Source organism: Micromonospora sp. NBC_01740, from assembly GCF_035920365.1.
Taxonomy (GTDB): Bacteria; Actinomycetota; Actinomycetes; order Mycobacteriales; family Micromonosporaceae; genus Micromonospora; species Micromonospora reichwaldensis.
This window is the reverse complement of sequence record NZ_CP109150.1, coordinates 7,216,029-7,229,784: the sequence shown is the minus strand read 5'-3', so window position 1 is coordinate 7,229,784 and position 13,756 is coordinate 7,216,029. Positions and strand designations below refer to the sequence as shown.

At 73.2% G+C, this 13,756-nt stretch carries 16 protein-coding genes and 1 riboswitch; of the genes, 9 read left to right on the top strand and 7 right to left on the bottom strand.

Features of this window, described 5'->3' with window-relative positions; genetic code table 11:
• Positions 1-65: 65 nt before the first annotated feature.
• Positions 66-171, bottom strand: a riboswitch (TPP riboswitch).
• A 200-nt stretch (positions 172-371) separates the two neighbouring features.
• The 6 genes from OG989_RS31465 to OG989_RS31440 all read left to right on the top strand — a co-directional run bounded on the left by OG989_RS31465 (position 372) and on the right by OG989_RS31440 (position 6,756).
• On the top strand, positions 372-1,373 hold the full coding sequence (locus OG989_RS31465) for a permease (RefSeq protein WP_192581572.1): 1,002 nt from the start codon (positions 372-374) through the stop codon (positions 1,371-1,373).
• Complete coding sequence (locus OG989_RS31460) at positions 1,370-2,176, top strand: TIGR03943 family putative permease subunit (protein WP_327029315.1); 807 nt, start codon at positions 1,370-1,372, stop codon at positions 2,174-2,176. The genes OG989_RS31465 and OG989_RS31460 overlap by 4 nt, the downstream gene beginning before the upstream one ends.
• A gap of 56 nt (positions 2,177-2,232) precedes the next feature.
• Positions 2,233-3,063 (top strand): alpha/beta fold hydrolase, encoded by an 831-nt coding sequence (locus OG989_RS31455; protein ID WP_151457137.1) that lies wholly within the window; start codon positions 2,233-2,235, stop codon positions 3,061-3,063.
• A gap of 56 nt (positions 3,064-3,119) precedes the next feature.
• On the top strand, positions 3,120-3,884 hold the full coding sequence (locus OG989_RS31450) for a sugar isomerase domain-containing protein (protein ID WP_151457136.1): 765 nt from the start codon (positions 3,120-3,122) through the stop codon (positions 3,882-3,884).
• A gap of 153 nt (positions 3,885-4,037) precedes the next feature.
• Positions 4,038-4,541 carry a DUF6328 family protein gene (locus tag OG989_RS31445; RefSeq protein ID WP_327029314.1) on the top strand — a complete coding sequence of 168 codons (504 nt, stop codon included), beginning with the start codon at positions 4,038-4,040 and terminating at the stop codon, positions 4,539-4,541.
• 280 nt (positions 4,542-4,821) lie between these two features.
• A complete protein-coding gene (locus OG989_RS31440) occupies positions 4,822-6,756 on the top strand; it encodes an acyl-CoA dehydrogenase family protein (RefSeq protein WP_327031279.1) in 1,935 nt (644 codons plus the stop codon).
• A gap of 171 nt (positions 6,757-6,927) precedes the next feature.
• On the opposite strand, the gene OG989_RS31435 is transcribed toward OG989_RS31440, so the two are convergent.
• From OG989_RS31435 to OG989_RS31405, 7 genes are all read right to left on the bottom strand, one after another.
• Entirely contained in the window at positions 6,928-7,533 is a 606-nt protein-coding gene (locus tag OG989_RS31435) for a hypothetical protein (RefSeq protein WP_327029313.1), read from the bottom strand.
• 116 nt (positions 7,534-7,649) lie between these two features.
• Complete coding sequence (locus OG989_RS31430; RefSeq protein WP_192581556.1) at positions 7,650-8,042, bottom strand: Fur family transcriptional regulator; 393 nt, start codon at positions 8,040-8,042, stop codon at positions 7,650-7,652.
• Between the two features lie 2 nt (positions 8,043-8,044).
• Complete coding sequence (locus tag OG989_RS31425; RefSeq protein WP_088998913.1) at positions 8,045-8,344, bottom strand: ArsR/SmtB family transcription factor; 300 nt, start codon at positions 8,342-8,344, stop codon at positions 8,045-8,047.
• A gap of 43 nt (positions 8,345-8,387) precedes the next feature.
• Positions 8,388-9,254, bottom strand: coding sequence for a metal ABC transporter permease (locus OG989_RS31420; RefSeq protein ID WP_151456940.1), 867 nt, complete (start codon positions 9,252-9,254; stop codon positions 8,388-8,390).
• A 1-nt stretch (position 9,255) separates the two neighbouring features.
• Entirely contained in the window at positions 9,256-10,017 is a 762-nt protein-coding gene (locus OG989_RS31415) for a metal ABC transporter ATP-binding protein (protein ID WP_327029312.1), read from the bottom strand.
• Positions 10,014-10,976, bottom strand: coding sequence for a metal ABC transporter substrate-binding protein (locus tag OG989_RS31410; RefSeq protein WP_327029311.1), 963 nt, complete (start codon positions 10,974-10,976; stop codon positions 10,014-10,016). Before OG989_RS31410 ends, OG989_RS31415 begins: the two co-directional genes overlap by 4 nt.
• A gap of 54 nt (positions 10,977-11,030) precedes the next feature.
• Positions 11,031-11,288, bottom strand: a complete 258-nt coding sequence (locus OG989_RS31405; protein ID WP_151456937.1) for a hypothetical protein — start codon at positions 11,286-11,288, stop codon at positions 11,031-11,033.
• 27 nt (positions 11,289-11,315) lie between these two features.
• Between OG989_RS31405 and OG989_RS31400 the strand changes: the two genes are divergently transcribed.
• From OG989_RS31400 to OG989_RS31390, 3 genes are all read left to right on the top strand, one after another.
• Positions 11,316-11,657 (top strand): antibiotic biosynthesis monooxygenase family protein, encoded by a 342-nt coding sequence (locus tag OG989_RS31400; RefSeq protein ID WP_151456936.1) that lies wholly within the window; start codon positions 11,316-11,318, stop codon positions 11,655-11,657.
• Positions 11,658-11,783: 126 nt separating this feature from the next.
• On the top strand, positions 11,784-12,257 hold the full coding sequence (locus tag OG989_RS31395) for an Rv0361 family membrane protein (RefSeq protein WP_132240457.1): 474 nt from the start codon (positions 11,784-11,786) through the stop codon (positions 12,255-12,257).
• Between the two features lie 114 nt (positions 12,258-12,371).
• On the top strand, positions 12,372-13,751 hold the full coding sequence (locus tag OG989_RS31390; protein ID WP_101412337.1) for a glycine--tRNA ligase: 1,380 nt from the start codon (positions 12,372-12,374) through the stop codon (positions 13,749-13,751).
• Positions 13,752-13,756 lie beyond the last annotated feature (5 nt).

Genomic DNA, 13,756 nt, shown 5'->3' with positions numbered 1-13,756 from the left:
CCAGTCCCTAACGAGAACCAGGAGAAGACGCACGCCGCGCCCGGAACGTGCCGGACGTCGACGCGGCTGGAGGTCGACCGAACTCCCTGCGCTGGCATTACCCAGATCAGGTTCGAGGGTCTGCGGGCGGTGCCCGCACTCTCAGCGCTGTGCGCTCCCCTGTCGGATGTGAAGTTGTGGCCCGACGCTAACACCTTTGAAGATCATCGGGCAAAGTGATCTTTCCGCAGCTCACCAGCGCAGTCGATCGACGGCGTCGATTCCGGCCCGGTACTCTCGGGCGGCCACTGGGAATCCGGCAGAGGGACACGTACGTGACATCCGAGGCTGACCGCCGCGCGCCGGACGGGTCGCACCCGGGCGCGGTGGGCGTGGCCGCCCCGGGCGTACGCGAGGAGAAGCCGGCGGCGCCCCGCGGCCCGGACCGGCGGGTCGGGTCGGTGGAGGTCCTCGCCGGCCTGCTGATCCTGCTGGTCGTCTTCCGCGAGCCGCTCGCCCGGGCCCTCTCCGCGCCCCGCTTGCAGACCTGGACCACCGTCTTCGTCTCGGTCATGGTGCAGGCGGTGCCGTTCCTGGTCTTCGGGGTGCTGCTCTCCGCGGTGATCGCCGTCTTCGTGCCCCGGTCGTTCTGGGCCCGGGCGCTGCCGCGTCACCCCGCGCTCGCGGTGCCGGTGGCCAGCGCGGCCGGCGTGGTGCTGCCCGGCTGCGAGTGCGGGGCGGTGCCGATCGCCGGGTCGCTGATCCGGCGCGGGGTCACCCCGGCCGCCGCGTTGGCGTTCCTGCTCGCCGCCCCGGCGATCAACCCGATCGTGCTGACCGCCACCGCCGTGGCCTTCCCCGACGACCCGGCGATGGTCCTCGGCCGGGCCGTCGCGAGCCTGCTCGTGGCGATGGTCATGGGCTGGCTGTGGCTGCGCCTCGGCCGGGCCGACTGGATCCGGCTGCCGCGCCGGCCGGAGCTGGACGGCGGCCCGCGCGGGCGGGCGTTCTGGGGGGCGGTCCGGCACGACGTCACGCACGCCGGCGGGTTCCTGGTGATCGGCGCGGCGGCTGCCGCCACGATCAACGTCGTGGTGCCGGAGCGCTGGTTGCAGACCCTCGCCGACGAGCCGGTGCTGTCGGTGCTCGCGCTGGCCGCGCTCGCCGTGCTGCTCTCCCTCTGCTCCGAGGCGGACGCCTTCGTCGCCGCCTCGCTGTCGCAGTTCTCGCTGACCTCCCGACTGGTCTTCCTGGTGGTGGGGCCGATGGTCGACCTCAAGCTCATCTCGATGCAGGCCGGAGTCTTCGGCCGGCGGTTCGCGCTGCGGTTCGCCCCGACCACCTTCGCGGTGGCCGTCGCGGTGGCCGCCGTGACCGGGGCGGTGCTGCTGTGAACCGGCAGGCGCAGGCCGTCGTCCTGCTGCTGCTCGGCGGCGCGGTGGTCCGGGCCAGCCTCACCGACCTGCACCTGCGCTACGTCAAGGAGGGGCTGCGGCCCTTCCTGATCGCCGCCGGCCTGCTGCTGGTGGCCGCTGCGGTCATGACCCTCTTCTACGAGCTGCGCCCGCTCCTGCGGCGCACGCCCGCCGGCCACCACGACGGCCCGGCCGGTGGGTGGCGGCCCCGGCGCACACCCGGCCCCGAGGCTCACGGCGACGGCTACGACGGGCACGGCGGTGACGACGGGCACGGCCACCACGAGCCGCGGGTCGGCTGGCTGCTGATCCTGCCCGTGCTGGGCCTGCTGCTGGTCGCCCCGCCGGCCCTGGGCTCGTACGCGGCCGGGCAGGCCGGCACCGCCGTCACCACCCGGCAGCAGCCGTCCGACTATCCGCCGCTGCCCGCCGGCGACCCGGTGCGGGTGACCGTGCTCGACTACGCCTCCCGGGCCCTGTTCGACCGGGGCACCTCGATCGGCGAGCGCCGGGTCCAGCTGACCGGCTTCGTCACCACCGGCCCCGACGGCCGGCCGCTGCTGGCCCGGATGGTGCTCTCCTGCTGCGCCGCCGACGGGCGGCCGGTCAAGCTGGGCCTGACCGGCGCGGCCCCCGACGGGCTCGCCGACGACACCTGGATCGAGGTGACGGGCCGCTACAGCGACCGCATCGCCCGCGACCCGGTCAACGACGCCGAGATTCCCTACCTGGACGTGGAGTCCTGGCGGCAGGTGCCCGTCCCCCGGCAACAGTACGAGTGACAGGTGGGCCCGGCAGTCCCGGGCGGCCAGGTGCGGCGCTGGGTAGGCTCACGATCATGCGGATCGAGGCCCGGGGGTTCACGTTCGACGTCCGTGTCGGCGGACCGGAGGGCGGCACGCCCGTCCTGCTGCTGCACGGCTTCCCCCAGCACGGCGGGGAGTTCGACGACGTGGTGCCCGCGCTGCACGCCGCGGGCCTGCGCACGTACGCGCCGGACCAGCGCGGCTACTCGCCGGGCGCGCGGCCCGAGGCGGTCGAGGCGTACCGGCTGCCGGAACTGGTCGCCGACGCGGTGGGCGTACTCGACGCGTTGGGCGTCGACGCGGCGCACCTGGTGGGGCACGACTGGGGCGCGGTCGTCGCCTGGGCCGTCGCGGCCCACCATCCCGAGCGGGTCCGCACGCTGACCGCGGTCTCCGTGCCGCACCCCGCCGCCATGGCGTGGGCGCTGGCCGAGGACGCGGGGCAGAAGGCGCGCTCGGCGTACATGACGGTGTTCCGCAAGCCGGGCACGGCGGAGAAGGCGCTGCTGGTGCTGGGCGCGACCGGGCTGCGCCGGATGCTGCACGGGGTCGGCGACGACGCGCGGGTGGCCGCGTACGCGGACCCGATGCGCGAGCCGGGCGCGCTGACCGCCGCCCTGAACTGGTACCGCGCGATGTCCCGCCGGGACCTGGCCGCCACCGGGCCGGTGGCGGTGCCGACCACGTACGTGTGGAGCGGTCGCGACATCGCGATCGGCCGGACCGCCGCCGAGGCGTGCGCCGAGCACGTGACCGCCGACTACCGCTTCGTCGAGCTGCCCCGGGTGAGCCACTGGATCCCCGACGAGGCGCCCGCCGCGCTGGCCGAGGCGATCCTGGCCCGGGTGCACGACCCGGTCTGACCTTCCCCGCGACACCGGCCGGCGGACGCCGGGCCCACCCCTGACGGAGGTACGACATGGACCGAGCAGACACGACGGTGAAGGCCGAGGACTTCCTGGCCGTGGTGACCGACACGATGCACCGGGTCGCCGAGAGCCAGCGCGAGGCGGTGGGGCGGGCCGCCGACCTGATCGCCGAGGCGGTACGCGCCGACGGCGTGGTCCACGCGTTCGGCACCGGCCACTCCGAGGCGCTGGCCATGGAGATCGCCGGGCGGGCCGGCGGGCTGGTCCCGACGAACCGCATCGCCCTGCGGGACCTGGTGCTGCGCGGTGGCGCCCCGGCCGACGTGCTCGGGCCGCTGCTGGAGCGCGACCCGTCGGTGGCGCACCGTCTCTACGAGCTGGCTCCCGTCAGCCCCCGGGACGTCTTCGTGCTCGCCTCCAACTCCGGCGTGAACGGCGCCATGGTGGAGTTCGCGTCGCTGGTCAGGGAGAAGGGCCACGGGCTGGTCGCGATCACCTCGGCGCAGCACTCCGGGCAGATGACCTCGCGCCACCCGTCGGGACGCAAGCTCGCCGACTTCGCCGACGTGGTGCTCGACAACGGCGCCCCGTACGGCGACGCGACGCTGCCACTGCCCGGGGGCGGTGCGGTCGGCGCGGTCTCGTCGATCACCGCGGCGCTACTGGCGCAGCAGATCACCGTCGAGGTGGTGGCGCGGCTGCTGGCGGCGGGGGAGCGGCCCCCGGTCTACCTGTCGGCCAACATCGCCGGGGGCGACGAGCACAACAACGCCCTCGAGGCCCGGTACGCGGGCCGGATCCGCCGCGGCTCCTGACGGGTTGTGGCTACGGTCGGCCGCATCATGGTCGATACGGAACCGGCGCGTCAGACAGTGACGTGAGTCGGTTTCGCGCGTCGACGGGTGGGGCATCAGCGATGCTGCCGCCGGCCGCCCCCGCCGGCAGTACCGTCTGACCGGAGGTAGCGTGTGTCCAAGGAAACCGAGAAGCAGCGCTGGCAGCGCAACTTCGCCGACCTGCTCCAGGAGCTTCGGGTCGCCCAGACCGGCGTGCAGATCCTCTTCGCGTTCCTGCTCACCCTGCCGTTCAGCAATGGCTTCACCCGTACGAGTGGCTTCCAGAAGGACGTCTACATCGTCGCGTTGCTGGCCGCGGCCGCGGCCACCGCGATGATCATCTCTCCGGTGGCGTTCCACCGCGCGCTGTTCCGGCAGGGCCGCAAGCCGGAGCTGGTCCGGTTCGCCCACCGGATGGCCAGCGGCGGGCTCGCCTTCATGCTGATCTCGATGGTCAGCGCGGTGCTGCTGATCACCGACTTCGTGCTGGACCGGAGCATCGCCCTGGTGCTCAGCGGCCTCACCGGCCTCTGGTTCCTCACCTTCTGGGCGTTCCTGCCGTTCTCCCGCCGCAACTGGGGCGACGACGACACCGACGACGACGACGAGAATGAGCCACGGTCCCTCAGCGACTGACGAAGGTCGACACGGCTCGATATTTACCAATCGCTACCCCTGGGTAACACCCGGGGGTAGCGTGCTGTTCGTCGAGCACGTTGACGCATCCGGACCGAGGTTCGAGGGGGCCGCCGTGACCGCGACACACAACAGCCGACCCGCGCCCGACGGATCAGGCGCCGACCAGCCGCCGCCGTCGGCCGACGCCCCGCCTGCCGCCGCCGACACCCCGCCCGCGACCGCCGGCAATGCGCCTGCGGCCGCCGACGCCCCGCCCGCGGCCGGTGCGGCCGGGCCCCTGCCGACCGAGGCCGGTCAGGTCTCCGAGAAGGAGGCCCGACAGGTCGCCGAGGCGGCCCGGGAGTCCACCTGGGATCGTCCCAGCTTCGGCAAGGAACTCTTCCTCGGCCGGTTCCGGCTCGACCTGATCAACCCTTGGCCGCGCTCCGACCCGGCGGACGTCGCCCGCGCCGACGAGTTCCTCGGCCGGTTCCGAGAATTCCTCACCTCCGACGTGGACGGTGCCGCGATCGAGCGGGACGCGTCCATCCCGGACGAGGTGTTCCAAGGAATGGCCCGGCTCGGCGCGTTCGGCATGAAGATCGACCGGTCGTACGGCGGGCTCGGGCTCAGCAACCTGCACTACTGCCGGGCGCTCATGCTGGCCGGCTCGGTCAGCCCGGCGATCGGCGCGCTGCTCTCGGCGCACCAGTCGATCGGGGTGCCGCAACCGCTGAAGATGTTCGGCACCGCCGAGCAGAAGCAGCGCTTCCTGCCCCGGCTCGCCGCCGGTGAGGTCTCCGCGTTCCTGCTCACCGAGCCGGACGTCGGCTCCGACCCGGCCCGACTGGCCACCACCGCCGAGCCCACGCCCGACGGCACCGGCTACCGCCTCAACGGCGTGAAGCTGTGGGCCACCAACGGCACCGTCGCCTCCCTGCTCGTGGTGATGGCCCGGGTGCCCGCCGCCGAGGGGCGGCGCGGCGGGATCACCGCCTTCGTCGTCGAGGGCGACACCGAGGGCATCACGGTCGAACGGCGCAACGCCTTCATCGGCCTGCGTGGCCTGGAGAACAGCCTGACCCGCTTCCACGACGTCTTCGTACCGAAGGAGAACGTCATCGGTGGCGAGGGCAAGGGCCTGAAGATCGCGCTGACCACCCTGAACACCGGGCGGCTGTCGCTGCCGGCGATGTGTGTCGGCGCCGGCAAGTGGGCGCTGAACGTGGCCCGGGAGTGGGCCGTCGACCGGGTGCAGTGGGGCCGGCCCGTGGGCGAGCACGAGGCGGTGGCCCAGAAGCTGTCCTTCATCGCCGCGACGACGTACGGCATGGAGACCATGCTGGACCTCTGCTGCCTGCTCGCCGACGACGACCGTAACGACATCCGGATCGAGGCGGCGCTGGTCAAGCTCTACGCCAGTGAGATGGCCTGGAAGATCGCCGACGAACTGGTGCAGATCCGGGGCGGTCGCGGCTACGAGACGGCCGACTCCCTCGCCGCGCGGGGCGAGCGACCGGCCGCCGTCGAGCAACTGCTGCGCGACCTGCGGATCAACCGCATCTTCGAGGGCTCCACCGAGATCATGCACCTGCTCATCGCCCGGGAGGCGGTCGACGCGCACCTGTCCGTCGCCGGTGACATCATCGACCCGGACGCCGGGCTCGGCCGCAAGGCGAAGGCCGGGGCGCGGGCCGGCGCCTTCTACGCGAAGTGGCTGCCGACCCTCGCCGTCGGCAGGGGACAGCGCCCGTCGGCGTACGCCGAGTTCGGCCCGCTCGCCGGCCACCTGCGGCAGGTGGAGCGCGCCTCGCGCAAGCTGGCCCGCTCGACGTTCTACGCGATGTCCCGCTGGCAGGGCAAGATGGAGCGCAAGCAGGCGTTCCTCGGCCGGGTGGTGGACATCGGCGCGGAGCTGTTCGCGATGTCCGCGGTCTGCGTGCGCGCCTACGCCGAGCGGGACACCCGCCCCGAGAACGTCGAGCTGGCCGACCTGTTCTGCCGGCAGGCCCGGGTCCGCGTCGACGCGCTCTTCACCGCCCTGTGGGACAACACCGACTCCGTCGACACGGCCGCCGCGAAGCGGATCCTGGCCGGGCGCTACGCCGCCCTGGAGGACGGCGTGATCACCCCCGCCGACGACCTCCCCTGGGTGGCCCCTTGGTCGCCCGGCCCGTCCACCGCCGCCGACACCCGCCGCCGCATCCCACCCCCGCCCCCACCCTCCTCCTGACCAGCCCTCCCCGCCCCGCCCTCTCACCCTGGCGTCGATCATGCAGTTGTGGTGCCTGACAAAAGGGGCTAAAGCGGCCGTTCCGGTCACCATAACTGCATGATCGCCGGGCCGGGCGGGCCGGGCCGGGCGGGCGGGGCCGGGGTGGGGTGGGGGAGGTGAGGCAGGGGGTCAGCGACCGGGGCGTAGGCCGAGGTGGCGTAGTTCCAGGGCGGCGAGGGCGTCGACGGTGGCGTCGTCGCCGCGCCGCCACGACTCGGCCACGTCGGGGGCGATCCGGGTCAGTCGCCCCAGCGGCTGGGTGGCCAGCGCGCGCAGGGCGAGCAGGTCCCGGCCGGCGGGCGCGGCGGCCAGCTTCGCGGCCGAGCCGGCCCGGCGCATCCAGCGCACCCGTAGCGGCAGCCAGCCGAAGAGCACCAGGCCGAGCGGGAAGACCAGCACGGCGACGGCCAGCGCGAGGGCGAGCTGGTCGACCAGTTCCTGCTGGTCGCGCCCCGCCTCGGCCAGCGAGCGGGCGGCGGTGGCGGCCCGCTCGAACGGCGCGGTCAGCTCGTCACCGACCAGCGGCACCCGGCCGACCTTGCCGCCGGCGTCGGCCAGGTTGTCGGCCAGGCCGCCGCCGGCCCCCTCCAGCTTCTGCCCGGGTACGGCGAGCTTCTGGACCAGGTCGTGCAGCCACAGCGCGCCACGGATCGCGCCGTACACCCAGGCGACGACGAGCAGGTCGGTGATCAACTGTCGGACGGCGGTCGGGAAACGATCGGCGTAGATCTTCACGCCGGACAGCGTGCCACGTGCGCGGGCCCCTGGCACGGCGCGAACGACGGCACTCAGCCCGGCGGACGGCGGGCGCCGACGCAACGGGGGCCCGGCGGACGGCGCTACGGGCGGGGTCAGCTCGCGCAGGCCGGGCAGGTGCCGAAGATCTCCAGGGTGTGGCTGACGTCGGCGTAGCCGTGCTTCGCCGCCACCCGCTCGGCCCAGCTCTCCACCGTCGGCCCCGCCACCTCCACGGTGCGGCCGCAGGTCCGGCAGACCAGGTGGTGGTGGTGGCCCTCGCTGCACCGGCGGTAGAGGTGCTCGCCGCCCGGCGGGCGCATCACGTCGATCTCGCCCGTGTCGGCGAGCCCCTGGAGCGTGCGGTAGACGGTGGTCAGCCCGACCCGCTCGCCGCGCTCGCGCAGCATCGCGTGCAGCTCCTGCGCGCTGTGGAAGCCCTCCAGCTCGCCGAGCAGCGCGCTCACCGCCGAGCGCTGCCGGGTGTTGCGGACCGTGGAACCCGCCATGATCATGATCCCTCCCCGGCGTGGCTCACCGCGTCGGCCACGATGTGTGCGACGTGCTCGTCGACCAGCGCGTACGCGATCTCGCGACCCCGCCGGGAACCGCGCACCACGCCGGCGCCCCGCAGCACCCGCAGGTGCTGGGAGACCAGCGGCTGGGCGGCGCCGAGCTTGTCGACCAGCTCGTGCACGCAGCGCTCGCCCTCGGCGAGCTCGCTGACGATGGCCAGCCGGATCGGTGCCGAGAGGGCACGCAGCAGCTCGCTCGCGCCCTCGAAGGCGTCGTAGCCTGATCCGTCGGTCACCGTGTAACGGTAACCAATCCCACTGACACGGCGCTGACCAGGATCAGTGGAGCACGACCTCGTGCGGCTCCGGCGTGGGCGCGGCGGCGGGGGTGCGCCGCCGGCGCAGCATCCGCCACGCCGCGCCGAGGACCGCGACCACCCCGAACGAGGCGATCGCCATCAGCACCACCGAGGCGCCGGGGGCGGTGTCGGCGTTCGCGGCCACCCAGACCCCGGAGCCGGCGGCGAAGAGCCCGAGCGCCATCGCCGCCGCCATCGTGCTGCGGAACCCCCGGGTCACCTGCTGCGCGGTGGCCACCGGCACCACCATCAGCGCGCTGATCAGCAGCACCCCGACGGCCCGCATGGCGATCGTCACCGTGACGGCGGTGGCCACGGCGAGCAGCAGGTTGAGCGTGCGCACCGGCAGGCCGGAGACGCGGGCGTACTCCTCGTCGTGGCAGACCGCGAAGAGGGCCGGGCGCAGCGCCAGCATGGTCACCCCGATCGCGATGCCGAGCACCGCGATGGTGGTCAGGTCCTGCGGGGAGATCGTGGTCAGCGACCCGAACAGGTAGGCGTTGAGGTTGGCGCTGGTGCTGTCGGAGAGCCCGACCAGCGTCACGCCGCCGGCGATGCCGCCGTAGAAGAGCAGGGCCAGAGCCAGGTCGCCGGAGGTGCGCCCGCGGGCGCGGACCAGCTCGATGGTGATCGCGCCAGCGGTCGCCACGGCCACCGCGACGAGCACGGGGGAGCGGTTGAGCAGCAGGCCCGCGCCGACGCCGGTGAGCGCCACGTGCCCGACCCCGTCGCCGATCAGGGCGAGCTTCCGCTGCACCAGGTAGATGCCGAGCGCCGGGGCGGCCAGGCCGATGATCAGCGCGCCGATCAGGGCCCGCTGCATGTAGGGGTACTGGAAGAGTTCCATCTCAGCTGCTCCACAGCCCGGCGGGCTCGTCGGGACCGTGCGGGTGCACGTGGTCGTGGTCGGGCTCCGCGTGGTGGCCGGCGGGCTCGGGCACCGCGCCGTCGTGGCAGATCCCACCCTGGTGTACGACGACCGCCCGGCTGATCAGCGGCCGCAGCGGCCCGAGCTCGTGGGCCACCAGCAGCACCGTGCCGCCACCGGCGACGAAGGCGTGCAGCGCGCCGGCGAACGCCTCCTGGCTGGCGGCGTCGACCCCGGCGGTCGGCTCGTCGAGGACCAGCAGCTCCGGCTGGCCGGCCAGCGCCCGGGCGATCAGGGTGCGCTGCTGCTGCCCGCCGGAGAGGGTGGCCACGGGATCGCGGGCCCGGTCGGCGAGCCCGACGGCCTCCAGCGCGGCGGTCACCGCCGCCCGGTCCGCCGCCCCGGCCGGGCGCAGCACCCCGCGCCGGGCGAGCCGGCCGGAGGCCACCACCTCGCGGACGGTGGCCGGTACGCCGCTGCCGGCGCCGAGGCGCTGCGGGACGTACCCGATCCGGTGCCACTGCCGGAAGCGGCGCAACGGACGGTCGAAGAGGGTGACCGACCCGGAGCTGAGCGGCACCAGGCCGAGCGCGGCGCGGATCAGGGTGGACTTGCCGGAGCCGTTGGCGCCGAGCACCGCGACCACCTCGCCGGCGGTCACGGTCAGCGAGACGTCGCGCAGCACGGGGCGGCCGTCGTAGCCGACCACTCCGTGCGCGACGGTGATGACTGGGGATGTCACGAGCAGCTCAGCGCCGTTCGCAGGGTGGCAAGGTTGGTGCGCATGACCGAAAGGTAGTCGCCGCCGCCGGTGGACAGCCCCTCCAGGGGGTCCAGCACCGCGGTCTTCGCGCCGACCTCGGCGGCGATGGTCTCGGCCACCTTCGGGCTGACCAGCGTCTCGAAGAAGATCGTGGTGGCCTTGTGCTCCCGGGCCTCCTGGGCGACCTGGGCCAGGCGCTGCGGGGACGGCTCGTTGTCGGGGCTGAGCCCGGTGATACCGATCTGCTCCAGCTGGTAGCGCCCGGTCAGGTAGCCGAAGGCGGTGTGGCTCACCACGATCTCCCGCCGCTGGCAGGTCTTCAGCCCGGCCGTGAACTCGGCGTCCAGCTTCTCCAGCTCGACGCGCAGCGCCTTGGCGCGGGCCGTGTAGTCGGCGGCGCGGTCCGGGTCGGCCCGGCCGAGCCGCTCGGCGAGCTTGTCGCCGACCGTGGCGAGGCGGGTCGGGTCCAGCCAGAGGTGCGGGTCCTTGGCGCCGCCCTCCTCGTGGCCGGGCTCCTCGGGGTGGGCGTGCTCCCCGCCCTCGTGGTCGTGGCCGCCCGCGGCGGCGTCAAGCAGCGGCTGCACGGTCGACACGTCGAACGCGCGCTCCTTGGCGTTCTGCTCGACGGCCTCGTCCAGCGCCGGCTGGAAGCCCTTGAGGAGCACGACCAGCTCCGCCTCGGCGACCTGGCCGACCTGGCCCGGGTTCAGTTCCAGGTCGTGCGGCTCCGCCCCGGGCTTGACCAGGTTGCTCACCTTCACCGCGTCGCCGCCGATGCGCTCGGCGAGGAACTGCAACGGGTAGAAGGCGGCCACCACGTCGACCCGCTGCGGATCGGCGCCGGTCGTGCCGTCGTCGGAACAGGCCGTGACGCCACCCAGGGCGAGCAGGGCGGTGGCGGCGACGGCCAGGGTGCGCGGGGCGGAGCGGATGTTCATGCCATGAACTCTCCGCGACAACGATAATGATTGTCAAAAACGCATGCTTGCATGTCAGAGCAGCTTCACCAGGCCCGCGGTGACCAGCAGGGTGAGCGCCACCAGCCGGATCACCCGGGTCGGCGCCGTCTGCACCGACCAGGTGGTGACCAGCAGCGCGGCCACGGCCGCGGCGAGCAGCAGGGTCAACAACCCGCCGACCACGCCGGGGGTGAAGAACGCGACAAGCACCAGCACGAGGGTGACCAGGAACACCGTCGTCGGGTTCGCCCGGGCCAACCGGGCCGGCATCCGGCTCTGCGTACGCTGCATCCCACAGACTCTACGAGGAGGAACCCCGTGCTGGTGACGAACCGGTTCGTGGTGGACGTCGATGTCGCCGACGAGTTCACCGAGCGGGCGCACGCCGCCCTCGCCGCCCTCGCGGCCCGCCCCGGTTACCTGCGCGGCCAACTGGTCCGGGCGCTGGACGACCCCCGGCACTGGTGCCTGGTCACCGAGTGGGAGTCGGTCGGCACCTACCGGCGGGCCCTGGGCGGCTTCGACGTCAAGATCACCGCTGTGCCGCTGCTCGCCGAGTCGCTCGACGAACCGTCGGCGTACGAGGCGCTCGCCACCGCCGCCCCGGGCGGGGACGTCGTCGCGGCCGCCAGCGATCGGGCCGCTGGTCCTTACCGCTGAGCCCGTGGGCACTACATTGCTTGCATGACCGCTCCCGGACCGGCGACCCCGCCGGCGTACCCTCCGTCGCCCGGCCAGCAGGGGGCGCAGCCGCCCGCCGTGCCCGGCCCGCCGGCGGACCCGGGCGTGCCCGCCCCGCCGGCCGGGCCGGGGGTCACCCCGCCGTTCGCGGCGCCCCCCACCGAGGGGCGCAACACCCGGCTCTGGCTCGGGCTGGGCGCCGGGGCGCTCGCCGTGCTGCTCTGCTGCGGCGGTGGCGGCGCGGCCGTGGTGGGCCTGGCCGTGACCGGGGTGCAGGCCGTGCGCGAGCAGGGACGCACCGTCTCCACCGACTACTACCGCGCACTGGTGGAGCGGAAGTACGGCGCGGCGTACGACCAGCTCTGCGACGACGCGCAGCGGCGCGAGTCACGCCGCGAGTTCGAGCGCCGGGTGGCCGCCGAGCCGCAGATCGCGACCTTCCGGGTGGGCGACGTGGACGCCGTCTCCCTCACCGTGCCCGTCGACGTCACCTACACGGGCGGCCGGCAGGACCGGCAGGAGGTCACCCTCGGGCAGGACCAGCAGACCGGCGGCATGGAGGTGTGCGGGGTGAGCTGACCCGCCCCCGGTATTCTGCTGGGCCCGGGACGGCACGGGTCGTACCGTTGTCCCGAACTGTTCCTTCCGTCCTTACCGCGTCCCCGCCGACCGCCAGTCGGCGTAGGAGGAAACATGCCAGCCGACCGTATCGACGCCGTCGTCAGCCTCGCCAAGCGCCGAGGCTTCGTCTTCCCCTCCAGCGAGATCTACGGAGGCACCCGGTCGGCGTGGGACTACGGTCCGCTCGGCGTGGAGCTCAAGGAGAACGTCCGCCGGCAGTGGTGGAAGACGATGGTCCAGCAGCGCGACGACGTGGTCGGCCTCGACTCCGCCGTCATCCTGGCCCGCGACGTCTGGGCCGCCTCCGGCCACCTGGACGCCTTCGTCGACCCGCTGACCGAGTGCCAGTCGTGCCACAAGCGGTTCCGGGCCGACCACCTCGAGGAGGCGTACGAGGCCAAGCACGGCAAGCCGCCGGCCTCGCTGACCGAGCTGAACTGCCCGAACTGCGGCAACAAGGGCACCTTCACCGAGCCGAAGATGTTCAACGGCCTGATGAAGACCTTCCTCGGCCCGGTCGAGAGCGAGGAGGGCATGCACTACCTGCGGCCCGAGACCGCCCAGGGCATCTTCGTGAACTACAAGAACGTGGAGACGGTCGCCCGCAAGAAGCCGCCGTTCGGCATCGCCCAGACCGGCAAGTCGTTCCGCAACGAGATCACCCCGGGCAACTTCATCTTCCGCACCCGCGAGTTCGAGCAGATGGAGATGGAGTTCTTCGTCGAGCCGGGCTCGGACGAGCAGTGGCACGAGTACTGGCTCTCCGAGCGCTGGAACTGGTACCTCGACCTGGGCCTGTCGGAGAGCAACCTGCGCTTCTACGAGCACCCGAAGGAGAAGCTCTCCCACTACTCGAAGCGCACCGTCGACATCGAGTACCGCTTCCAGTTCGGCGGGACCGAGTTCGCGGAGCTGGAGGGCATCGCCAACCGCACCGACTTCGACCTCACCACGCACAGCAAGCACTCCGGCGTCGACCTGTCCTACTTCGACCAGGCCAAGGGCGAGCGCTGGATGCCGTACGTCATCGAGCCGGCCGCCGGCCTCACCCGCGCGGTGCTCGCGTTCCTGCTCGAGGCGTACGACGAGGACGAGGCGCCGAACACCAAGGGCGGCGTGGACAAGCGCACGGTGATGCGCTTCGACCCGCGGCTGGCCCCCGTCAAGGTGGCCGTGCTGCCGCTGTCGCGCAACGAGGCGCTCTCGCCGAAGGCGAAGGGCCTCGCCGCCGACCTGCGCAAGCGCTGGGTGGTGGAGTTCGACGACTCGCAGGCGATCGGCCGCCGCTACCGCCGCCAGGACGAGATCGGCACCCCGTTCTGCGTGACTGTCGACTTCGACACCCTGGACGACAACGCGGTGACCGTCCGGAACCGGGACACCATGGCCCAGGAGCGCATCGCGCTGGACCAGGTCGAGCGCTACCTGATCGAGCGCCTCCCCGGCTGCTGAGCTGC

Coding starts and splice junctions, on each gene's coding strand:
- OG989_RS31455 (WP_151457137.1), top strand. CDS start 2,233: ATGCGGATCGAGGCCCGGGGGTTCACGTTCGACGTCCGTGTCGGCGGA.
- OG989_RS31450 (WP_151457136.1), top strand. CDS start 3,120: ATGGACCGAGCAGACACGACGGTGAAGGCCGAGGACTTCCTGGCCGTG.
- OG989_RS31430 (WP_192581556.1), bottom strand. CDS start 8,042: ATGGCGGGTTCCACGGTCCGCAACACCCGGCAGCGCTCGGCGGTGAGC.
- OG989_RS31420 (WP_151456940.1), bottom strand. CDS start 9,254: ATGGAACTCTTCCAGTACCCCTACATGCAGCGGGCCCTGATCGGCGCG.
- OG989_RS31410 (WP_327029311.1), bottom strand. CDS start 10,976: ATGAACATCCGCTCCGCCCCGCGCACCCTGGCCGTCGCCGCCACCGCC.
- OG989_RS31405 (WP_151456937.1), bottom strand. CDS start 11,288: ATGCAGCGTACGCAGAGCCGGATGCCGGCCCGGTTGGCCCGGGCGAAC.
- OG989_RS31390 (WP_101412337.1), top strand. CDS start 12,372: ATGCCAGCCGACCGTATCGACGCCGTCGTCAGCCTCGCCAAGCGCCGA.